At 73.2% G+C, this 21377-nt stretch carries 17 protein-coding genes and 1 tRNA gene; 9 read left to right on the top strand and 9 right to left on the bottom strand.

All coding sequences use genetic code 11. The annotated features are described in order from the left end of the window. Window positions 1–41: 41 nt before the first annotated feature. From Q6350_RS00555 to Q6350_RS00545, 3 genes are all read left to right on the top strand, one after another. The gene (locus Q6350_RS00555; RefSeq protein ID WP_304602438.1) at window positions 42–875 is read left to right on the top strand and encodes an exodeoxyribonuclease III; all 834 of its coding nucleotides are present in this window, start codon (window positions 42–44) and stop codon (window positions 873–875) included. 136 nt (window positions 876–1011) lie between these two features. Then, the gene (locus Q6350_RS00550; RefSeq protein ID WP_304602437.1) at window positions 1012–2244 is read left to right on the top strand and encodes a Na/Pi symporter; all 1233 of its coding nucleotides are present in this window, start codon (window positions 1012–1014) and stop codon (window positions 2242–2244) included. Then, a complete protein-coding gene (locus Q6350_RS00545; protein ID WP_304602436.1) occupies window positions 2241–2570 on the top strand; it encodes a hypothetical protein in 330 nt (109 codons plus the stop codon). Before Q6350_RS00550 ends, Q6350_RS00545 begins: the two co-directional genes overlap by 4 nt. A gap of 62 nt (window positions 2571–2632) precedes the next feature. Here the strand turns inward: Q6350_RS00545 and galK are convergent, their stop codons facing one another. Next, complete coding sequence (gene galK / locus Q6350_RS00540) at window positions 2633–3862, bottom strand: galactokinase (protein WP_305064657.1); 1230 nt, start codon at window positions 3860–3862, stop codon at window positions 2633–2635. 89 nt (window positions 3863–3951) lie between these two features. Beyond that, window positions 3952–5103, bottom strand: coding sequence for an Mrp/NBP35 family ATP-binding protein (locus Q6350_RS00535; RefSeq protein WP_304602434.1), 1152 nt, complete (start codon window positions 5101–5103; stop codon window positions 3952–3954). Between the two features lie 135 nt (window positions 5104–5238). Here Q6350_RS00535 and Q6350_RS00530 point away from each other — a divergent pair, with 135 nt between their 5' ends. Further along, on the top strand, window positions 5239–6051 hold the full coding sequence (locus Q6350_RS00530) for a general stress protein (protein ID WP_304602433.1): 813 nt from the start codon (window positions 5239–5241) through the stop codon (window positions 6049–6051). Between the two features lie 93 nt (window positions 6052–6144). Here Q6350_RS00530 and Q6350_RS00525 read toward each other — a convergent pair whose 3' ends face one another. The 5 genes from Q6350_RS00525 to Q6350_RS00505 form a co-directional block, all read right to left on the bottom strand. Next, window positions 6145–7293 carry a bifunctional 2-methylcitrate synthase/citrate synthase gene (locus Q6350_RS00525; protein ID WP_304602432.1) on the bottom strand — a complete coding sequence of 383 codons (1149 nt, stop codon included), beginning with the start codon at window positions 7291–7293 and terminating at the stop codon, window positions 6145–6147. 63 nt (window positions 7294–7356) lie between these two features. Next, complete coding sequence (prpB, locus tag Q6350_RS00520; RefSeq protein ID WP_304602431.1) at window positions 7357–8268, bottom strand: methylisocitrate lyase; 912 nt, start codon at window positions 8266–8268, stop codon at window positions 7357–7359. Next, entirely contained in the window at window positions 8268–9785 is a 1518-nt protein-coding gene (locus tag Q6350_RS00515) for an MmgE/PrpD family protein (protein ID WP_304606881.1), read from the bottom strand. The genes prpB and Q6350_RS00515 overlap by 1 nt, the downstream gene beginning before the upstream one ends. A 211-nt stretch (window positions 9786–9996) precedes the next feature. Next, a complete protein-coding gene (locus Q6350_RS00510) occupies window positions 9997–10551 on the bottom strand; it encodes a hypothetical protein (RefSeq protein WP_305064655.1) in 555 nt (184 codons plus the stop codon). Window positions 10552–10717: 166 nt separating this feature from the next. Next, entirely contained in the window at window positions 10718–11905 is a 1188-nt protein-coding gene (locus tag Q6350_RS00505; RefSeq protein ID WP_304602428.1) for an MFS transporter, read from the bottom strand. 107 nt (window positions 11906–12012) lie between these two features. Here Q6350_RS00505 and Q6350_RS00500 point away from each other — a divergent pair, with 107 nt between their 5' ends. Beyond that, complete coding sequence (locus Q6350_RS00500) at window positions 12013–12459, top strand: MarR family winged helix-turn-helix transcriptional regulator (protein ID WP_304602427.1); 447 nt, start codon at window positions 12013–12015, stop codon at window positions 12457–12459. A gap of 65 nt (window positions 12460–12524) precedes the next feature. Here Q6350_RS00500 and Q6350_RS00495 read toward each other — a convergent pair. Continuing rightward, window positions 12525–12600, bottom strand: a tRNA-Arg gene (locus Q6350_RS00495). A gap of 123 nt (window positions 12601–12723) precedes the next feature. Between Q6350_RS00495 and argS the strand changes: the two genes are divergently transcribed. Continuing rightward, window positions 12724–14376 carry an arginine--tRNA ligase gene (argS, locus tag Q6350_RS00490; RefSeq protein ID WP_304602426.1) on the top strand — a complete coding sequence of 551 codons (1653 nt, stop codon included), beginning with the start codon at window positions 12724–12726 and terminating at the stop codon, window positions 14374–14376. Continuing rightward, complete coding sequence (gene lysA / locus Q6350_RS00485; protein WP_370375349.1) at window positions 14373–15776, top strand: diaminopimelate decarboxylase; 1404 nt, start codon at window positions 14373–14375, stop codon at window positions 15774–15776. Before argS ends, lysA begins: the two co-directional genes overlap by 4 nt. A gap of 170 nt (window positions 15777–15946) precedes the next feature. Here the strand turns inward: lysA and Q6350_RS00480 are convergent, their stop codons facing one another. Continuing rightward, complete coding sequence (locus Q6350_RS00480; protein ID WP_304602425.1) at window positions 15947–18637, bottom strand: S8 family serine peptidase; 2691 nt, start codon at window positions 18635–18637, stop codon at window positions 15947–15949. Window positions 18638–18897: 260 nt separating this feature from the next. Here Q6350_RS00480 and Q6350_RS00475 point away from each other — a divergent pair, with 260 nt between their 5' ends. Together Q6350_RS00475 and thrC are read left to right on the top strand one after the other, a co-directional pair. After that, window positions 18898–20268, top strand: a complete 1371-nt coding sequence (locus Q6350_RS00475) for a homoserine dehydrogenase (RefSeq protein ID WP_305065736.1) — start codon at window positions 18898–18900, stop codon at window positions 20266–20268. 2 nt (window positions 20269–20270) lie between these two features. Beyond that, complete coding sequence (thrC, locus tag Q6350_RS00470) at window positions 20271–21377, top strand: threonine synthase (protein ID WP_304602424.1); 1107 nt, start codon at window positions 20271–20273, stop codon at window positions 21375–21377.

Raw genomic sequence — 21377 nt, 5'->3', positions numbered from 1 at the left:
CGTCGCTGACGCCGTCGGCGGCGTGTGGTGGGATGGCCCGCGTGCTGACCGTCGCCACCGCCAACGTCAACGGGATCCGTGCCGCCGTCCGCCGCGGCATCGACGACTGGATCGCCCGCCGGGAGCCGGACGTCCTGCTGCTGCAGGAGGTGCGCGCCCCCGACGAGCTCGTCCGTGCCCACTTCGCCGACCACCACGTCGCCCACCTGCCCAGCCGGATCAAGGGGCGGGCCGGTGTCGCCGTGGTCTCCCGCCTCCCGCTCGCCGCGGTCCGTGACGGCGTCGGGTCCGGCGAGGACGAGCCGGACGTCGACTCCGGTCGGTGGCTCGAGGCGGATCTGGAGCTGCCCGGCGGTGACCGGCTCACGGTCGTCTCGGCCTACCTGCACTCGGGGTCGGCGAAGCCGGGGCAGGAGCACACATTGGCGGCCAAGTACGACCACCTGGACCAGGTGTCGCGGCGCCTGGACGCGCTCGTCGCGGAGGAGCACCCGGTGCTCGTGGCCGGTGACGTCAACATCGCCCACCGGGAGGTCGACATCGCCAACTGGAAGGGCAACCTCAAGAGCTCCGGGTTCCTGCCCGCCGAGCGGGCCTACCTGGACCGGTGGTTCGAGGCCGGCTGGCGCGACCTCGGCCGCGCGCTCGGTGGCGACGGCCCGGGGCCGTACACGTGGTGGACCTGGCGGGGTCAGGCGTTCGACAACGACCGCGGCTGGCGGATCGACTACCAGCTCGCGAACCCGGTGCTGGCGGACCGCGCCCTGAAGGTCGAGGTGGACCGCGCCGCCTCCTACGACGCCCGCTGGAGCGATCACGCGCCGGTCGTCGCGACCTACGACCTCCCAGATCACCGCGGCAAGATGAACGTGTGATGCACGCCGCGGCGCGTGTTCATCTGCTGTTCACCTTCAGGCTGAGATGTCGTCATCCAGCACTGGTTGGCTCGGTATCACCGTGCCCTGAGACGGCCTGACCTGGCGCCGTCTCGACCCCGATGGGAGCCACTTCATGACCGACGTCGTCCCGCAGGCGTCCGTGACCACCGCGAACACGTCGCAGGTCGAGCCCAAGCGGCTGCGTAGCCCCTTCGAGCGGTTCGGCCTGACCGGCCGGCCGCTGCGGACCGTCAACTGGCTCGGGGTCGTCGCCGGTGTCTACGTGCTGATCACCGCCGTGGAGCTCATCGGCTCCGGGTTCAAGGCGGCGACGGGTGACACGGCCGAGTCGCTGTTCGCGTTCGCGTCCAACCCCTTCGTCGCGCTGATGGTCGGCGTGCTGTTCACCGCCGCCACGCAGTCGAGCTCGACCACGACGTCGGTCACGGTCGGTCTGGTGGCCGGCGGTCTGCCGATCCAGATCGCGATCCCCATGCTGATGGGGGCGAACATCGGGACCACGCTGACCAACACCCTGGTGAGCCTCGGGATGGTCCGCGACCGGGAGAGCTTCCGTCGGGCGTTCTCCGCCGCGACGGTCCACGACTTCTTCAACCTCCTCGCCGTCGCGATCTTCCTTCCGCTGGAGCTGGCCTTCGGCCTGCTGGAGCGGGTCTCCGGCTGGCTGGCCGGCGCGAGCTCGGGAGCCGACGGCGGCATCGTCGCCACCCTCTTCGCCGCGATCGGCACCGTGGTGGACACGGTCACCGAGCCGCTGGCGAACCTCCTCGAGGCCGGGACCTCGTTCCTGCCCGACCCGTGGCACGGCGTGCTCATGATCGTGCTGGGCATCGGCCTGATCCTCGGCGTCATCAACTGGCTCGGTCGCCTGCTCAAGGTGCTCATGGTGGGCAAGGCGGCCCAGATGCTGCACTCGTCCGTCGGCCGTGGGCCGATCAGCGGCGTCGCCAGCGGTGCGGCCGTGACCATGATGGTCCAGTCCTCCTCGACCACGACCAGCCTCATGATCCCGCTGGCCGGGTCCGGCACGTTCTCCCTCAAGCAGGTCTACCCCTTCACGGTGGGTGCCAACATCGGCACCACGGTCACGGCGCTGATCGCGGCCTTCGCCTTCACGGGGGCGGAGGGCGAGGTCGCCCTGCAGGCGGCGTTCGTGCACGTGATGTTCAACGTCTTCGCCGCCCTGGTGATCTTCGGCATGCCGCTGCTGCGGCAGGTGCCGCTGCGCGGAGCCGTCTGGCTCGGCAACGTGGCGGCGGCCAACAAGCTCTGGGCGGCGGCCTGGGTCCTCGGCGTGTTCGTCGGCGTGCCGATGGCGCTCATCGGGCTGACCGTGCTGCTGTGACGGCGTCCCACGACCGGCGCGACCGGTCATCGACGGAGCGCAGCCAGGACATCGCTGCGCTCGAGCAGGAGCTCGCGCGCGTCGTCGAGGAGGCGGAGGCACGGCTCGCCGAGGTCCGCCGCGAGCTGGCCGAGCGGCGTCAGCAGGAGGCGCAGCACGCCGAGATCGACCGGCTGGAGGAGCACCTCGCGAACGCCACCGTGCAGTGGCGCGAGGTCGGGGAGTTCTTCGAGGAGGCGCTGCAGCAGCTCCGCGGCGACCGGGAGGACGCCGGGGCGGAGCCGTCCACGCCCGCCGACGACCTGGGGACCGGCTCGCCGGCCTGATCCCCGACCCTGCGGCTCCTCAGGGCCCGGACCCCGCGTTCCGCCGGGGTCCGGGCCCTGTGTCATGCAGCGGGCGCCGACGGCGGGGCGAGGAGGAACCCCGGGGCCGGCAGGCCTGCGTCGGCGAAGGCCTCGTGGACGGCGGTCACCACGGTGTCGACCTGCCCGACGGGCACCAGGGCGATGGCCGACCCGCCGAACCCGCCACCGGTCATCCGGGCCCCGAGCGCACCCGCGGCCAGCGCGGCGTCGACCACGAGGTCCAGCTCGCGGGCCGACACCTCGTAGTCGTCGCGCAGCGACACGTGCGACGCGGTCATGAGCGGCCCGACCTCGTCCACGCGGCCGGCGCGCACCCGCGCCGCGAACTCCTCGGTCCGAGCGATCTCGGTGACCACGTGGCGCACGCGCCGACGGAGCACCTCGGCGTCCTCGGCACCACCGAGCCGCCGCAGCGCGTTCTCCAGGGCGTCCGGCGAGACCTCGCGCAGGGACGCCACACGGAGCATCTCGGCGGCGCGTTCGCAGGAGGCGCGACGCTCGGCGTACTGGCCGTCGACGAGGGCGTGCTCGGCACGGGTGTCGACCACCAGGAGGGCGAGCCCGGCGCCGGCCGGGTCGAACGGCACGGCGGTGGCCGAGTCGAGGGCCGAGAGGCCCGGTCGGCAGTCGAGCAGGAGGGCGTGCCCCGCCGAGCACCGCAGCGAGGCCGCCTGGTCCATGCCGCCCGTCGGCGCCCCGGCGATCTCGTTCTCGGCGCGCACGCAGGCGGCCGCGAGCTCGGCACGGCCGGCGTCGTCGGCGGCCCGGCCCAGACCGTGCACGGCGTCGAGCGCCACGGCGACGGCGCACTCGAGGGCCGCCGACGACGACAGCCCCGCCCCGAAGGGCACGCACGAGTCGACGACGGCGTCGAAGCCCGTGACCTCGTGGCCGGCGTCGCGCAGCGCCCAGGCGACGCCCGCGACGTAGGCGCCCCATCCCGACGTCTGCCCGGGGGCGACGTCTGTCAGCCGGGTCTCCCAGGTCCGGCCGGGCGCCTGGGCGGAGGAGAGCCGGACCAGGTCGTCGGTCCGGCTGCGCAGCGCCACGTACGTGCGGTGGGGGAGCGCCACGGGCAGCGCGAGACCGGCGTTGTAGTCGGTGTGCTCACCGATGAGGTTCACGCGCCCGGGTGCGGACCAGACGCCGTCGGGCGTCCCGTCGCCGTCGAAGACCTCGGCGAACAGGGTGCGGACACGTGCGGCGCCGTCGTCGGCGGACCAGGACTCGAGCCACTCGGGAGACGTCATGGCCCTCAGTATGAGGGACCGGCGGTGGCCGCTCGACGGGGTGTCCGGAGAGCGGTCCGCGCGTCGGACGGCCCGGCGGACCGGCGGGCTCAGCCCACGGGGGTGACGCCGAGCCGGCGGCCCGCCAGGCCCCGCTCCCGCCCCGCCAGCCGCCGGGCGACGTCCCGGAGCACCTGGGCGCCGGGGGACTCCGGGGCGGTCAGCACGACCGGCGTCCCGCCGTCCCCGCCCTCGCGCACCGCCAGGTCGAGCGGAACCTGACCCAGCAGCGGGACGTCCGTCCCGGTGGCGTCGCTGAGGCGCCGCGCCACGGTCTGGCCACCACCGGCGCCGAACACCTCCAGACGCGAGCCGTCGGGCTGCTCCAGCCAGGACATGTTCTCCACGACGCCGATCACGCCCTGCGAGGTCTGCGTGGCCACGGACCCGGCACGCTCGGCCACCTCCGCGGCCGCCGTCTGCGGGGTGGTGACCACGAGGATCTCGCTGCCGGGCAGCAGCTGGGCGACGGAGATGGCGATGTCCCCGGTCCCGGGCGGGAGGTCGAGGAGCAGCACGTCCAGATCTCCCCAGAACACGTCGGCGAGGAACTGCTCGAGGGCCCGGTGCAGCATCGGACCCCGCCACACGACCGGCTGGCCCTCGGGGACGAACATCCCGATGGAGACCACCTTGACGCCGTGGGCGATCGGGGGGAGCAGCATCGAGTCGACCCGGGTGGGCTGGCGGTCGACACCGAGCATGCGGGGGATCGAGAAACCGTAGATGTCGGCGTCGACGACGCCGACGGTCAGGCCGTCGGCGGCCATGGCCGCGGCGAGGTTGGCCGTGACGCTCGACTTGCCGACGCCCCCCTTGCCGGAGGCCACGGCGTAGACCTTCGTCAGGCTGTCCGGCTGGGCGAACGGGATGCTCGGGTCCCCGCTGCCGCCCCGCAGCCGGGAGCGCAGCGACTGGCGCTGCTCCGGGGTCATGACGCCCAGGTCGACGTCGACGCGGCCGACACCCTCGACGGCCGCGGTCGCCGCCGTCACGTCGGAGACCAGCGTGTTCTTCATCGGGCACCCGGCGATCGTGAGGTCCACCCCCACGGTGACGTGGGCGCCGTCGGAGGCGTCCTGCGGCGCCTCGACCTGGATCGAGCGGATCATGTCCAGCTCGGTCAGGGGGCGGCGGATCTCGGGGTCGATGACCCCGGACAGGGCGTCGCGGACGCGGGCCTCGAGATCGGTGGTGCTCATGCCTCGATCCTAGGTGGCGCCGGCCGGGGGTCGTGCAGCCCGGCGCCGGCGCGACCGCGGTGCGGGGGGAGGAGCCACGGCCGGTGCGGGCATGTGGCCTCGGGGCGCCCGGTGCGAAATACTGGGCGAATGAGCATGAGCCGTTCGAATCCCCTTCCTCGGGTCCCGACGCCGCCCCAGGGGGACGAGGTCGCCGCGTACGACTCGTACCTCGAGGCGCAGAAGGCCGTCGACTTCCTCTCGGACGAGAAGTTCCCCGTCCAGCACGTCACCATCGTGGGCACCGACCTGCGGATGGTCGAGCGGGTCACGGGCCGGCTCACGTACGGCCGGGTGGCGCTGGCCGGGGCCCTGTCCGGCGCCTGGTTCGGGTTCTTCGTGGGTCTGCTCATGATGCTGTTCGCGAACGGGCAGACCGGCGTCCTGCTGGTCGCGCTGGCTCTGGGCGCCGGGTTCGGCGTGATGTTCTCGGTGCTGTCCTACTCGTTCACCGGCGGACGCCGTGACTTCACGTCGCAGTCGCAGATCGTGGCCTCGACCTACGCGGTGCTGTGCGCCACGGAGCACGCGGCCGAGGCGCGGTCGATGCTGGAGAGCTCCCCGGGCGGGCTCGGCAAGCCGCGTCGCCCCGAGCGGCCGGCGGGAACGACACCGTCGGCGTCCTCGGCGCCGGACCCGCGCTGGACCATGCCCGACGGCGCCCCGCGCTACGGGGCGATGCGGCCCGGCGGGTCGCCGGACACGTCCGGCGGCGGGGCCGGCTCGTCGACCTCCGCCGTGGCCGGCGGCGAGGGTCCGGCGCAGCCGCAGCCGGCGGCGGGGGAGCAGCCGCCCGCGGTGCCGACCCGGGGCGAGGAGCCGCCCTCTCCGTCGGCGTCCACGCCCACGCCCCCGCCGGCGTCCGGTGGGGACGTCGACGACCCGTACGCCCCGCCGCCCGAGCGCTGAGGCCGGCGGCTCGCGCCTCCCCGCGGGGTCCTCGGGTCCGTCGTGCCGGGCGGACGCCCCGGCACGACGGACCGTGCTCCGCCGGCCGGTGGGTCAGGACCGAGGGACCTCGCGCCGCTCGTGGCCGACGTACGCCGAGAGCGGGCGGATGAGCGAGTTGGCCGCCTGCTGCTCGGCGATGTGCGCCGTCCAGCCGGTGATGCGCGCGGCGACGAACAGCGGGGTGAACGTCTCGGTGTCGAACCCCATGAGGTGGTAGGCGGGGCCCGCCGGGTAGTCGAGGTTCGGGTAGATGCCCTTGCGCTCCACGAACGCCGACTCCAGCGCCGCGTACAGATCGCCCAGGTCCTGGCGGTCGAAGTGCGCCACGAGGTCGTCCAGAGCGGCCTTCATGGTGGGCACCCGCGAGTCGCCGTGCTTGTAGACCCGGTGCCCGAACCCCATGACCTTGCGCTTGGCGGCCAGGGCCTCGTCCAGCCAGGACTCGGCCCGGTCGGCGGTGCCGATCTCGGTGAACGCGTGCATGACGGCCTCGTTGGCCCCGCCGTGCAGCGGACCCTTGAGGGCGCCGACGGCCGCGACCACGGCGGAGTGCACGTCGCTCAGCGTGGAGGCCACCACGCGGGCGGTGAACGTCGAGGCGTTGAAGGAGTGCTCGGCGTACAGGATCATCGAGCGGTTGAACGCGTCGACGACCGTGGCGTCCGGCTCCTCGCCGAAGGTCATCCACAACGTGTTCGCCGCGTGGTCGAGGTCCTCGCGGGGATCGACCGGGTCCAGGCCGTGGCGGCGGCGCTGGGTGTAGGCCACGACCGCGGGCAGCTCGGCGAACAGCCGGACGGCGTGGTCCGCCGTCGTCTGCGCGTCGGCCAGCGACATCAGGTCCGTGCCGGCGGTCTCCCGGGCGCCGATGACGCTGAGGGCGGTGCGCACGTCGTCCATCGGGTGAGCGTCGGTGGGCAGCAGGTCGATCGCGCGGCGCACGTCGTCCCCGAGGGCGCGGTGCGAGCGCTCGGTCTTGCGCAGCGTCTCGAGCTCGGCGTCGGTGGGCAGCTCACCGTGCCACAGCAGGTGGGCGACGGCCTCGAACGGCTGGGTGTCGGCCAGGTCCTGCACGGGGTAGCCGCGGTACAGCAGCGAGTTCGACGCGGGGTCGACCTTGGACACGGCGGTGGTGTCGGCGTAGACGCCCGCCAGCCCCTTGTGGATCTCGGGCTCGTCGGTGGGGCGGGACTCGGTCATCGGTGCTCCTTTGCTCGGATGACGGCGCGGCGTGCGCGACGACGTGGGTGTCGGGCTCGACGGTCAGAGGTGTCGGTGACCCTCGAGGGAGAAGTCGTACACCCCGGCGTCGAAGGTGTTGTACGCCGGGTAGTCCAGCAGGTCGTACAGCTCGGCGCGGGTCTGCATGTGCGGCACCTGGGAGTCGAGCGACCCCTCGTCCCGCAGCGCCGCCAGGCCGCGGTCGGCGGCACCCATGGCCAGGCGCAGCAGCGAGACGGGGTAGATGACCATCGAGACCCCGGCGTCGCGGAGCTGGGTCGCGGTGAACAGGTCGGACTTGCCGAACTCGGTCATGTTCGCCAGCACCGGGACGTCGAGCGCGTCGGCCATCGCGGCGAACTCGTCGAGGTCGCGCATGGCCTCGGGGAAGACGGCGTCCGCACCGGCGTCGACGAGCGCCTGCGCCCGCTCGACGGCAGCCTCCAGGCCGGCACCGGCACGGATGTCGGTGCGGGCCATCACGAGCAGGTTCTCGTCGCGGCGAGCGGTGACGGCGGCCCGGATGCGCTGCAGGGCGGTGGCCTCGTCGACGACCTGCTTGCCGTCGAGGTGTCCGCAGCGCTTGGGGTTGACCTGGTCCTCGATGTGCAGCCCGGCGACGCCGGCGTCCTCCATCGCCTGGACCGTGCGGGCGACGTTCATCGCCTCCCCGAACCCGGTGTCGGCGTCGACGAGCGTCGGCAGGTCGGTCATCCGGGCGATCTGCCCGGCGCGGCCGGCGACCTCGCTCAGCGTGGTCAGCCCGACGTCGGGCAGTCCGAGGTCGGCCGAGACGACCGCGCCGGAGACGTACACGCCGTCGAACCCGTGCCGCTCGACGAGGCGCGCCGAGAGCGGGTTGAACGCCCCGGGGAGCTGCAGGAGCTCGTCCGAGCGCAGCCGCTCGCGCAGCGCGGCGCGCTTGGCGGCGGGGGTGAGCGTCGAGTACAGCATCAGAAGATCCCGCCCGGGAGGTCGGCGCCGGCCGCCGGGTCGGTGATCGGCGTGACGGTGAGCCCGGACAGCTCCTCGGCGTCCAGCTCCGGCAGGCGCTGCGCGACGTCGAGGAAGCGGTCGATCTCCTCGGGGGCGAGGACGCCGTCGGCCAGGGACCGGAACTTGGCGACGTACTGCTCGCGGGCGAAGGGCCGGGCGCCGTAGGGGTGCGCGTCGGCGACGGCGATCTCCTCGACGATCGTGTCGCCGTCGGACAGCTCGATCTCGACCCGGCCGCCGAAGGACTTCTCCTCGGGGTCGGAGGAGTGGTAGCGGCGCGTCCACTCCGGGTCCTCGGCCGTGGTCACCTTGCGCCACAGCTCGACGGTGTCCGGGCGGGCGGCGCGCTCGGGGGCGTAGCTGGCCGCGTGGTCCCAGGCGCCGTCCTGCAGCGCGACGGTGAAGATGTAGGGGATCGAGTGGTCCAGCGTCTCCCGGCTGGCGGTGGGGTCGTACTTCTGGGGGTCCCCGGAGCCGGAGCCGATGACGTAGTGGGTGTGGTGCGAGGTGTGCAGCACGACCGAGCGCACCGCCTTGGGCTCGCGCAGCTCGGGCCGCTCGGAGCCGAGCCGGCGCGCGAGATCGATCCACGCCTGCGCCTGGTACTCGGCCGAGTGCTCCTTGGTGTAGGTGTCCAGGATCGCGGTGCGGTCCTCGCCCCGGGTGGGCAGCGGCACCGTGTACCGGGCCTCCGGGCCGGACAGCATCCACGCGATGAACCCGTCGGTGCCCTCGTAGATCGGGCTGGGCGAGGTCTGGCCGCGCATGGCCCGGTCCACGGCCTCGATCGCCATCTTGCCGGCGAAGGCCGGGGCGTGCGCCTTCCAGGTGGAGATCTCGCCCTTGCGCGACTGCCGCGTCGCCGTCGTCGTGTGCAGCGCCTGGCCGATCGCCTGGTAGATCGTCTCGTTCGGCAGCCCCAGCAGGGTGCCGATGCCGGCGGCGGCGCTCGGGCCGAGGTGCGCGACGTGGTCGATCTTGTGCTCGTGCAGGCAGATGCCCTTGACGAGGTTCACCTGGATCTCGTAGCCGGTGACGATGCCGCGCAGCAGCTCGGCGCCGCTCCGGCCCAGGTGCTGGGCGACGGCGAGGATCGGCGGGATGTTGTCGCCCGGGTGCGAGTAGTCCGCCGCGAGGAACGTGTCGTGGTAGTCCAGCTCGCGCACCGCGACCCCGTTGGCCCACGCCGCCCACTCGGGGCTGGTGCGGTGCTCGGAGGCGAAGATCGTGGCGCCGGCGCCGCCGCGCGAGACCGGGTGCGCCTCCGCCTGGGAGCGTGCGGCGAGGATCGGCGCGCGACCGAGCGACGCGGTGGCGACCGCGGCGTTGTCGATGATCCGGTTGATCACCATGTCGGTGACCTCGGGTGTCGGCTCGAGCTGCTCCGCCGCCACGTCGGCGATCTTCCAGGCGAGCTGGTCGGTGCGGGCGAGCGGCTCGTCGGCGCGGTACGTGCGGACGGTGTGGTCGAGCATGGATCCTCCGGATCGCGGGGACGTCGGGGGCACGACGTCGGCGTCGACGCCTGCCACGGAGGTGAACCTAACGCGGACCGGCCCCCGCGTCCACGTGGGTATCGGGTAGCGCGGCCGTCGTGGCGGTGCCCGACGACGCGCCACAGGGCGGGCCGACGACAGCGACGGCGGTCGGCACCACCCCCGCGCGGGTGCGGACCCGGCGACCGCGTCAGCGGCTCGCCGGCTCGTCCTCGATCGCGACCTCCGTGGCGCGGCGGGCCCCCGGACGGGCGAGCGAGAGCACCGCGAGGACGCCGACGAAGACCGGTGTCACCGGGCTCAACGCGCCCTGGCGCAGCCAGGCCACGGCGAGCGGGTCGGCCACCCCGCCGGTCACGGCGGAGGGGCCGCCGGACAACGCCGCGATGGGGCTGTACGGGAACTCGGTGGTCGCCGCGGCCCAGGCCGTCAGGGCGAGGAGCGTCACGAGAGCAGTCCACACGGGCAGCTGGTGCCACCGGGACGACGCGGTGCGGTGGCGCCACCAGAACGGCCAGAAGGCCAGGGTCGTCACGGCGGCGATGGCGAGCCCCTCCCACACCGGCGCTCGCGGCGGCACGATCGCGACCACTGCGCTGTCCCAGCCGAGGAGGACTCCGGTGCCAATGCTCGAGGCCCGCAGGTCGAGGTACCCGATCGCCGTGACGTACACCGCCACGCCTGTGACCGCGGCGGCCGCTCCGAGCAGGACGCCGAGCGCCGTGGGTCGGTCCGCGGTGCGCATGGTTCGTCCTCCGGTCTGCCGCCGTCGGTCACGGCGAGGGTGGCCCGAAGGTAGGGGAGTGCGTCTGCGCTGGTCAAGAACGACGACGTCCCGGGGCGCGAGCGCTCCGGGACGTCGTCGACGGACACCTGGCCGGCGGGCACGGGGAGCCGGGCGGGCCGGGGACCTACCGCGCGTCGACGGTCCGCTCCGCCGTCCGACGGCGGAGCTCGCCGCCGGGTGCGCGGCCGGCGACGAGGAGCACCGCGAGGCCCGCCAGGGTGACGAGTGCCCCTGCCCACAGGGGCGAGGTGTACCCCAGCCCCGCGGCGATGGTGACTCCGCCGATCCAGGCACCGAGGGCGTTGCCGACGTTGAAGGCCGCGATGTTCGCGCCGGAGGCAAGGGTCGGGGCGTCGCCCGCGTGGGTCATGATCCGCATCTGCAGGGCCGGGACGGTGGCGAAGCCGAACCCGCCCATCAGCACCAGCGCGACGACCGTGGCGGCCTTGCTCTCCGCCACGAGGGAGAAGGCCGTCAGGATGACGACCAGGCTGACCAGCAGCGTCAGGAGGGTTCCGCCGAGCGCTCTGTCGGCGGCGCGCCCGCCGAGGATGTTGCCCACGAACAGCCCGACGCCGAACAGGACGAGCAGCCAGGGCACGGCTCCCGGCGCGAAGCCCGAGACCCCGGTGAGGGTGAAGGCGATGTAGGTGAAGGCGCCGAACATGCCGCCGTAGCCGAGGATCGTGAGGGCCATCGAGGCCCACACCTGCCCGGAGCGGAAGATGCGCAGCTCGCTCAGCACGCCGGCACCGCCCCGGTCCGCCGCGATCGGGGGGACGAGGACGGCGATGCTGACCAGGGCGACGACACCGATGGCCGTGATGGCCCAGAACGTCGCGCGCCAGCCCGCCGCCTGGCCGAGCAGGGTCCCCAGCGGGACGCCGAGGACGTTGGCGGTGGTGAGCCCCGCGAACATGAGCGAGATGGCGGCCGCCTTGCGCCCCTCGGGGACAAGGTTCGCGGCGACGACGGCGCCGATGCCGAAGAACGCACCGTGGCAGAGCGCGGCGACGACCCGGCCCGTCATCATGACGGCGTAGGTGGGGGCGAGGGCGGAGACCAGGTGGCCGGCGATGAACAGCACCATCAGCACGATCAGGGCTCGCTTCCGGTCGACACGGTTCATCGCGACCGTGAGGACGACGGCACCGATCGCGACGGCGAGCGCGTAGCCGGAGATCAGGTAGCCGGCCTGGGTCTCGGTCACCGCGAAGTCGGCGGCGACCTCGGGCAGCAGGCCCATGATGACGAACTCGGCCAGGCCGATCCCGAACCCGCCGACGGCGAGCGCGAGCAGCGCGAGAGGCATGGGAATCCTTCCGGAGGAGGGGTGGGCTCGCGGACCAGATGTGTGCGTGCCGCGATACACGGCGTGTGCAGTAGTTGCATGGCCGCGGAGACTCAGGAGGTGAGCACATGGGTATCGCCGACGACGCCGTCGAGATCCGCGCCCGGGGTTGGCGGACGCTGGCCGCGCTGCACGGGCTGATCGAGGCCGGCCTGGAGCGGTCGCTGCAGCGCGAGCACGAGCTGTCCGTGGTCGAGTACACGGTGCTCGACGCGCTGAGCCGTCAGGACGGCTGGCACATGCGCATGCAGCAGCTCGCCCGCGCCGCCGCCCTGTCGAGCAGCGCCACCACGCGTCTGGTCAACCGTCTCGAGGACCGAGGCCTGCTCACCCGCATCCTCTGCGCGGAGGACCGGCGCGGCATCTACACCGAGCTCACGCCGGCCGGGCAGCACCTGCTCGCACGGGCGCGGCCCACCCACGACCGGGTGCTCGAGGAGTCGCTGGCCGAGGCGAGGGACGTCCCGGAGCTGTCCTCGCTGGTCGACGCGCTGTACGCCGACGTGCGGGTCTGACGGTTCCGCGGGACGGCAGAGGCCCGAGACCCGGCCCATGGGGCCGAGGCTCGGGCCTCTGGTGGTGGTGCGCCTGGAGGGACTCGAACCCCCGACCTTCTGCTCCGGAGGCAGACGCTCTATCCACTGAGCTACAGGCGCGGGTACCGGGCATCACCGTCGTGGGCGACGACCGCCCGGCACGGTGCACGAGACTACCACCGCGAGTCGCCAGGTCGGAAAACCGTGCCGGGCCCCGCCGCGCGAGGCCGATAGAATCGCCCGGTGACACCCGACGAGCTCTCCGAAGCACTCAGCGCTGCCCTCGCCGCGGCCGTGGCCGACGGCACCCTCGCCCTCGACGCCGACGCCCTGCCGTCGACCGTCCACGTCGAGCGACCCAAGCAGCGGGAGCACGGGGACTGGGCGACCAACGTGGCGCTCCAGCTCGCCAAGAAGGCCGGCACGACGCCGCGGGCGCTCGCCGAGGACCTGGCCGGGCGCCTGGGCTCGACCCCGGGGATCAAGGCCGTCGACGTGGCCGGACCCGGGTTCCTCAACATCACGCTCGAGGCGGGCGCGGCCGGTGAGCTCGCGCGCACGATCGTCGAGTCGGGCGCCGCGTACGGCCGGTCCGACGCGCTGAGCGGCCGGGTCATCGACCTCGAGTACATCTCCGCCAACCCGACCGGTCCGCTGCACATCGGGCACACCCGTTGGGCCGCGCTGGGCGACGCGCTCGTGCGCATCCTGCGCGCCGCCGGTGCCGACGTCACGGCGGAGTACTACATCAACGACGCCGGTGCCCAGATGGACCGGTTCGGTGAGTCCGTCCTGGCCCAGATCCGCGGCACCGAGGTGCCCGAGGGCGGTTACCGCGGCGAGTACGTCGCCGAGCTCGGCCGTCAGGTGCTGGCCGCCCAGCCGGGGATCGTCGACCTGCCCGACGACGAGGCGGTGGCGCTGGCCCGCGAGGAGGCGTACCGGCTCCAGCTCGCCGAGATCCGCGACGTGCTGGGCTCCTTCGGCGTGCACATCGACGTGTGGTTCTCCGAGCGGAGCCTGCACGAGTCGGGCGCCGTCACGCAGGCCGTCGAGCGGCTGCGCGAGCAGGGCCACGTGTACGACGACGGCGGGGCGGTCTGGCTGCGCACGACCGACTTCACGGACGACAAGGACCGCGTGCTGATCCGGGCCAACGGCGAGCCCACCTACTTCGCCGCCGACGCCGCGTACTACCTGTCCAAGAAGGACCGGGGCTTCCCGGGCAAGATCTACCTGCTGGGCGCCGACCACCACGGGTACATCCACCGGCTCAAGGCGATCTCGGCCGCCGCCGGGGACGACCCCGCGGAGAACATCGAGATCCTCATCGGCCAGCTCGTGTCCGTCCAGGGCGCCAAGCTGTCCAAGCGGGCGGGCAACATCATCGAGCTGCGCGACCTCGTCGAGTGGATCGGGGCAGACGCCGTGCGGTACTCGCTGTCGCGGTACCCGGCGGACACCCCGCTCGAGCTGGCCGGCGAGGAGATGCTCAAGCAGTCCAACGACAACCCGGTCTTCTACGTCCAGTACGCCCACTCGCGCACCTGCGCCGTGGACCGCAACGCGGCCGACCGCGCCGTGCGCCGCGAGGACGGCTTCGACCCGTCGCTGCTGGACCACCCGACCGAGGCCGTCCTCATCGGCCGCCTCACCGAGTTCCCGCGGATCGTCGCCCAGGCGGCCGAGCTGCGCGAACCGCACCGCATCGCCCGGTACCTCGAGGGCCTCGCCGCGGACTACCACAAGTGGTACGCCGAGTGCCGCGTCCTGCCGTACCCCGACGAGGCCGTCGAGGACGTGCACCGGACCCGGCTGTGGCTCAACGACGCCGTGCGTCAGGTCCTGGCCAACGGCCTCGACCTGCTGGGCGTCAGCGCGCCGGAGCGGATGTGACGGGGGCGCTGCCCACCGGCGGCCCGGACGCGGCCGGTGCGCCGTGGCCCTCGACCGCCCGCCGCCGTGCCGACGGCGAGCTGGAGGTGGGCGGCGTCGGTGTCCGCGCCCTGGCCGTCGAGCACGGCACCCCGGCCTACGTCCTCGACGAGGCCGACTTCCGCGCCCGGGCCCGCGCCTACCGCGAGGCCTTCGAGGCGGCGTTCGAGCGCATCGGTGCCGGCATCGACGTCTACTACGCCGGCAAGGCGCTGCTGACCGTCGCCGTCGCGCGCTGGGCCACCCAGGAGGGGCTGCGTGTCGACACGGCCTCGGGCGGCGAGCTCGCCGTGGCGCTGCGGGCCGGTGTGCCCGGGGCGGCGATCGGGCTGCACGGCAACAACAAGTCGGACGACGAGATCCTCGCCGCCCTGGAGGCCGGGGTCGGCCGCATCATCGTCGACTCCCGGGTGGAGATCGACCGGGTCGCCGACCTGGCCGCCGCCCGAGGCGTGGTCGCACCCGTGATGCTCCGCGTCACCACCGGCGTGCACGCCGGTGGGCACGAGTACATCTCCACCGCCCACGAGGACCAGAAGTTCGGCCTGTCGGTCACGGCGGGCGACGACGGCGAGACCTCCCCGGCGCTCGCGGCCCTCGAGGCGATCGTGGCGCGGCCCGAGCTCGAGCTGCTCGGCATCCACTCGCACATCGGGTCCCAGATCCTCGACCCCTCGGGCTTCGAGGCCGCGGCGCGGGTCGTGCTGCAGCTGCGCGCCGACCTGGCTGGTCGCACGGGTGTGCTCGTCGAGGAGGTCGACCTGGGCGGCGGGTACGGCATCGCCTACCTGCCCGCCGACGAGGCGCTGGAACCCGCACCGGTGGCGCAGGACGTGGCCGCGGCGGTCGCCGCCGTGTGCACCGAGCTCGGCACGCCGCTGCCGCGGTTCTCCATCGAGCCCGGGCGGGCCGTCGTCGGACCCGCGGGGCTGACGCTCTACACCGTCGGGACGGTCAAACCGGTGACGGTCTCCGGCAGCGGCGCGGACGACGAGACCTTCTCGCGGCTCTACGTGTCCGTCGACGGCGGGATGAGCGACAACATCCGCCCGGCCCTGTACGGCGCGGACTACCACGCGGAGCTCGTCGGGCGCGTCTCCGACGCCGCGAAGGTCCTGTCCCGGGTGGTGGGAAAGCACTGCGAGAGCGGCGACATCGTGGTGCACGAGGTCCTGCTGCCCGCCGACGTCAGCGCCGGCGACCTGCTGGCGGTGGCGGCGACGGGTGCCTACGGCCGGTCGATGGCGTCCAACTACAACGCGCTGACCCGCCCCCCGGTCGTCGCCGTGGCGGACGGTTCGTCGCGGGTCCTGGTGCGGCGCGAGACGGTCGAGGACCTGCTGGCGCTCGACCTCGGCTGACCCGGTCACCCCCTCCCGCGACTCAGGACACTTCGCCGCGAGTCAGGCCGCCTTTCCGCGAGTCAGGACGAAGCGCGCCGAGTCAGGACAGCCTCCGGACGAGCTCCCACCGACGCGGAACGGCCCCGCCCCCCTGCAGCAGGGGACGGGGCCGTTCGTCGTGCGGACCGTCAGGGACGGTCGATGGTGAACTCGGGGGACGTCCAGGTCTCCCAGTGGTCGGGGTTCGACCGGTCACCGTTCGCCTTGAGGGCGTCGATCTTCAGGCTGTACTCGCCGTCCTTCAGATCCTTGGTGACGGTGGTGTTGCCCCTGGCCTTCGTCACGGTGCCGTCCCAGACGAACGCCTGGACACCGGTGGACGACTCGTTGCGACCGAGCGGCCCCAGGTCCGCGGCGACCGTGAAGGAGCCCTTGACGCGGTCCTTCGAGTCGATGACCGTCAGCGTGAAGTCCTCGACCTGGTGGTCGAAGTGGGCCAGCACGTACGGGTAGTCCGGCAGACCGTCGACCCACTCGAGGGAGAAGGTCTCGCCGCCGGCCTCGCTGTACGAGCCCATCGGGTCGATGCAGTCGAACTCGACGAACTCGGCGCACTCCGAGATCCGCGAGATCCACGGGACGTCGACCATCTCGCCGTCGCCGAGGTCGATCGGGGTGATCGCCTCGATGTCCTGGTAGTCGCCGTCGAAGCCGGCGTAGGGGACCGAGGTCTCCGAGCCGTCGTCACCGGTGATCTCGATGAACCCGCCGTAGAGCACCTGGTAGCCGTCGAAGCCCGGCGAGGTGATCGTGACGTCGACCTCGGCCGACTCCCCGGCAGGCACGGTGACCTCGGTGTCCGAGAACTCCGCCGTGCCGGCGATGGTCGAGAGCGTCGGGGCGAAGGTGTCGCCGTAGGTCGCCAGCGCCGTGGTGTGGCCCATGGTGTAGGTCACCTCGGCGTCGGAGTCGTTCGCGACGGTCAGCGTCGTCGTGACCGGCTCGAAGACCGGCTCGCCGTCGACCCGGTCGACGACGGACTCACCGAGCGAGATCTTCGCCGGGGTGACCGAGGTCGTCGCGGCGTAGGCGGCCGGGACGTCGATCAGGCCGGCACCCTGGCCGTGCACGGTCTCGACGTAGGCACCGGCATACAGGATCGGCTCGGCCGTGTTCTGCAGCAGGTCCCGCATCTCGGTGGCGGCGATCTCCGGGTCCGCCTCGAGCAGCAGCGCGGCGGCGCCGGCGACGTGCGGAGCGGCCATCGAGGTGCCCGACAGCGTGGCGTAGCCGCCCTTGGCCAGCGGGTACGTCGAGCGGATGTTGCCACCCGGCGCGGCCAGGTCCGGCTTGAGGGACAGGTCCGGAGCCAGGCCGTAGGAGCTGAAGTCGCTCTTCTCGCCACCCGTGGGGCTGACGACCGAGACCGTCTCGTCGGTCCAGGTGAGCGTGACGGTCTCGCCCGCGTCCATCTGCGCCTTGAGCATGTCGCCGTCGGCGAGGCTGATGCCGACGCCGGGGACACCCTGGTCGGTGACCCCGCCGCCGTTGAACAGGCCGGGGATGTTGTTCGCGATGACGACGGCGGTCGCACCGGCGGCCACCGCGGAGGCGTACTTCTCCTCGAACGTGCAGCTGCCGCGGTCGACCAGGGCGGTCATGCCCGTGGGGTCGGCGAGCAGGGTGTCGCCGAGGGTGTCGACGCAGCCGCGACCGACGTGGACCATCGCGTCGGTGGTCTCACCGGCCGTCGGAGCGGCCACGGTGGAGAGCACCGTGTAGGCCACCGGCTCGCCCGAGGGGTTCGCGACCGCCTTGGCGGCGTCGGTGTTGGTGTTGTCGACCGACGCGACGCCGATGACCTTCTCGCCGACGCCCGGGGCGCCGGCCGAGTAGACGCCGGAGCGGCCGGAGTTGCCGATGGAGGCGGCGACGATCATGCCCGCGTCCACCATGGCGTTCGAGGCGCTCGCCGTCGGGTAGCTGGGCCAGGTGAAGGCCGAGCCGATGGACATGTTGAGGATGTCCATGTCGTCCTCGAGGGCCATCTCCATGGCGGAGATCATGATGTCGGCCTCGGTGGAGCCTTCGCAGCCGAACACCCGGTAGGCGCCGAAGGTGACCTCGGGGGCCACGCCGACGACGTCGCCGTCGGCACCGACGATGCCGGCCACGTGGGTGCCGTGACCCTGGCAGTCCATCGGGTCGCCGTCGGGCTGGGGGACACGCGCGTCGGCGTCGGGGGACCCGGCGTCGTAGGCGTCACCGACGAAGTCGTACCCGTAGGCCACGCGCTCGGTCGGGAACTCGCCGCCGCCGAAGTCGGGGTGGGCGTAGTCGATGCCGGTGTCCATCACGGCGACCTTGACGCCGGCGCCGGTGAGGCCCAGCTCGTTCTGCGCCACGTCGCTGCCGGTCATCGCGAGAGCCGTCGCCATGTCGGGGATCGCCGCGGTCTGCGGCTCCGGCACGGAGAGCTGGACCATCGGGTAGATGGCCTTGACGCCCTTGGTCGCCTGGAGGCGGCCGAGCTGCGAGCTGTCCATGTCGATGGAGAACCCGTTGAACAGGCTCGTGAACTCCTCGCGCTCGGTGTAGTCGACGCCGGCCGCGCCGGCCGCGTCCTTGAACGCGGAGTGCTCGCGGCCCACCTGGGCGCGCGAGCTGCCCTGGGCGGTCGGCGGGCTCTCCAGCTCGACGAACCAGGCGCCGGGCGTCTCGTTGACCAGCGTGTCCTCGTCGCCGGCCGGGGCGGTGTGCACCGGGGCCAGGGCTTCCGGGCCGTCGGGGTCGTTTGCGGTCGCGATGCTCGGCAGCGCCACGGTGGTGGCAGCGAGGCCGAACGCGGCGAGCGCGCCCACGACCGGGCGTCGTCGCATGGTGATGCGCACAGTGTCCTCCCAGATTGGGTTGATGTGGCGCACACACTAAGCGTGATGTGTGACACAGGTGTATCGGGCAAGTGTGCATGGCATCACACTGTGACCGGATCGTGATGTCCGGGACCGCCGTTCCAACGATCGGCGTCACGATGCGGACGGCGTGTCCGGCCGGGATCCGTGCGCGGCTATCCTGAGCCTCGATCCCGCACGTTCGAAGTGAAGGTGGCCCCGTGCCCGCTGCAGACCACCGGCCCGCCGTGACGGCGCCGTCGGACCCTGACCGCCGTGAGCGACGCCCCCTGCGCGTCGCTCTGCTCGGGTGCGGCGTGGTCGGCACCGAGGTCGCCCACGGCCTGCTGGAGAACTCCGCCGAGCTGGCGGCCCGGGCCGGTGCGCCGCTCGAAGTGGTGGGCATCGCCGTGCGGGACGCCTCGCGGGAGCGCGAGGGCGTCCCGGCGGCGCTGCTGACCGAGGACGCCGAGGCGCTCGTCGACGCGGCCGACGTCGTGGTCGAGCTGATGGGCGGCATCGAGCCGGCCCGCACCCTGATCCTGCGGGCTCTCGAGCGGGGCGCCAGCGTCGTCACCGCCAACAAGCAGCTGCTCGCCGAGCAGGGGCCGGTGCTGTTCGAGGCGGCGGACACCGCCCGCGCCGACCTCTCCTTCGAGGCCGCCGTCGCGGGTGCCATCCCGATCGTCCGACCCGTGCGAGAGTCGCTGGCCGGGGACCAGGTCCAGCGGGTGCTCGGCATCGTCAACGGCACCACGAACTACGTGCTGGACGAGATGACCACGCAGGGGCTCGACCTCGAGGACGTCGTCAAGCGCGCCCAGGAGCTCGGGTACGCCGAGGCCGACCCCACGGCCGACGTCGACGGCTACGACGCCGCGGCCAAGGCGGCCATCCTCGCCTCGCTCGCGTTCCACACCCGCGTGTCGATCCACCAGGTGGCCCGCGAGGGCATCCGCCACATCACCGGGGACGACGTCGAGTGGGCCCGCCGCACGGGGTACGTGCTCAAGCTGCTCGCCATCGCCGAGCGCACCGACGAGGGCGTCGCAGCGCGGGTCCACCCGGCGCTGGTGCCGACCGACCACCCGCTGGCCGCCGTGCGCGGGGCGTTCAACGCCGTCTTCGTGGAGGCGGAGGGTGCCGGTCCGCTGATGTTCTACGGCCAGGGCGCCGGTGGGCGTCCCACGGCCTCGGCGGTGCTGGGCGACGTCGTCTCGGCGGCCCGCGACCGGCTGATCGGCGGCAAGGGCCCGCACGAGTCGGCGTACGCCTCGCTGCCGGTCCTGGCGGCCGACGCGGCGATCACGCGCTACCAGGTGCGGCTCGAGGTGGCGGACCGCACCGGTGTGCTCGCCCAGGTCGCCGGCGTGCTGGCGGACCACGGCGTGTCCATCGACACCGTGCGCCAGAGCGAGGCCCTCACCGCACCGTTCGAGGCCGAGCCCGCCTCGGAGCCCGCGCCGGGTGCGGTGCGGGACGAGGGCGAGCCCGTGGCCCGCCTCGTCATCACCACCCACGCCGCCCGGGAGGCGTCGCTCGCCGCGACGGTGTCCGCCCTGCGCGACCTGGAGCCCGTCCGTCAGATCACGTCCGTCCTGCGAGTCGAGGGAGTCTGAGCATGCCGGCCCATCAGTGGCGGGGTGTCATCACCGAGTACGCCGACCGGTTGCCGGCCCACGTCGCCGAGAAGATCGTGACCCTCGGCGAGGGCGGCACCCCCCTCGTCGAGGCGCCCGCGCTCTCTCAGCGCACCGGCGCGGAGGTGTTCGTCAAGGTCGAGGGCATGAACCCGACCGCCTCGTTCAAGGACCGGGGGATGACGACGGCGATCTCCACGGCTGCCGCACGCGGCGCGCAGGCCGTCGTGTGCGCCTCCACCGGGAACACCTCGGCGTCGGCCGCCGCGTACGCCACCCGCGCCGGCATGGTCTGCGCCGTGCTGGTGCCGGAGGGCAAGATCGCGATGGGCAAGCTGAGCCAGGCGGTCGCGCACGGTGCCCAGCTGCTGCAGATCGACGGCAACTTCGACGACTGCCTCGTGGTGGCGCGCAAGCTGGCCGAGGCCTACCCGGTCGAGCTCGTCAACTCGGTCAACCCGGACCGCATCGAGGGGCAGAAGACCGCGGCCTTCGAGGTGGTCGACGCCCTGGGCGACGCTCCCGACATCCACGCGCTGCCGGTCGGCAACGCCGGGAACATCACGGCCTACTGGAAGGGGTACCGCGAGTACGCCGGTATCCCGACGAGCGAGGACGGCCCGGGTGCCGCGCCGGTCGCGGTGGCGACGCGCACCCCCGCGATGTGGGGTTTCCAGGCGGCCGGCGCCGCACCCATCGTCGCGGGCCACCCCGTCGACCCCGAGACGATCGCCACCGCGATCCGCATCGGGAACCCCGCCTCCTGGGCGCAGGCCGAGGCGGCCCGGGACGACTCCGGGGGGTTCATCGAGGCGGTCTCCGACGCCGAGATCCTCGCCGCGCACCGGGTGCTGTCCGCCGACGTGGGCGTCTTCGTCGAACCGGCCTCGGCCGCGGGCGTCGCCGGGCTGCTCTCCCGCGCCGAGCGCGGCCTGGTGCCGGCCGGTGCGCGGGTGGTGGTCACCGTCACCGGGCACGGGCTGAAGGACCCGCAGTGGGCCCTGCGCACGCCCGACGGCGGCGACGTGACCCCGACCCGGGTGGGGGCCGACGTCGTGGCGGTCGCCGACGCCCTCGGGCTGGGCTGA

It is taken from the genome of Isoptericola sp. b515, assembly GCF_030588125.1.
GTDB lineage: Bacteria > Actinomycetota > Actinomycetes > Actinomycetales > Cellulomonadaceae > Isoptericola > Isoptericola sediminis.
Note: the sequence above shows the minus strand (reverse complement) of the source record. Positions and strands in the feature narration are given on the sequence as shown.

Bases quoted from the DNA above. Each gene is read 5' to 3' on its own strand.
- Q6350_RS00515 (WP_304606881.1), bottom strand. From the start codon at position 9,785: ATGCTCGACCACACCGTCCGCACGTACCGCGCCGACGAGCCGCTCGCC.
- Q6350_RS00535 (WP_304602434.1), bottom strand. From the start codon at position 5,103: ATGAGCACCACCGATCTCGAGGCCCGCGTCCGCGACGCCCTGTCCGGG.
- thrC (WP_304602424.1), top strand. From the start codon at position 20,271: ATGCCGGCCCATCAGTGGCGGGGTGTCATCACCGAGTACGCCGACCGG.
- prpB (WP_304602431.1), bottom strand. From the start codon at position 8,268: ATGCTGTACTCGACGCTCACCCCCGCCGCCAAGCGCGCCGCGCTGCGC.
- galK (WP_305064657.1), bottom strand. From the start codon at position 3,862: ATGACGTCTCCCGAGTGGCTCGAGTCCTGGTCCGCCGACGACGGCGCC.
- Q6350_RS00550 (WP_304602437.1), top strand. From the start codon at position 1,012: ATGACCGACGTCGTCCCGCAGGCGTCCGTGACCACCGCGAACACGTCG.
- Q6350_RS00505 (WP_304602428.1), bottom strand. From the start codon at position 11,905: ATGCCTCTCGCGCTGCTCGCGCTCGCCGTCGGCGGGTTCGGGATCGGC.
- Q6350_RS00480 (WP_304602425.1), bottom strand. From the start codon at position 18,637: ATGCGACGACGCCCGGTCGTGGGCGCGCTCGCCGCGTTCGGCCTCGCT.
- Q6350_RS00530 (WP_304602433.1), top strand. From the start codon at position 5,239: ATGAGCCGTTCGAATCCCCTTCCTCGGGTCCCGACGCCGCCCCAGGGG.
- Q6350_RS00525 (WP_304602432.1), bottom strand. From the start codon at position 7,293: ATGACCGAGTCCCGCCCCACCGACGAGCCCGAGATCCACAAGGGGCTG.
- Q6350_RS00500 (WP_304602427.1), top strand. From the start codon at position 12,013: ATGGGTATCGCCGACGACGCCGTCGAGATCCGCGCCCGGGGTTGGCGG.
- Q6350_RS00510 (WP_305064655.1), bottom strand. From the start codon at position 10,551: ATGCGCACCGCGGACCGACCCACGGCGCTCGGCGTCCTGCTCGGAGCG.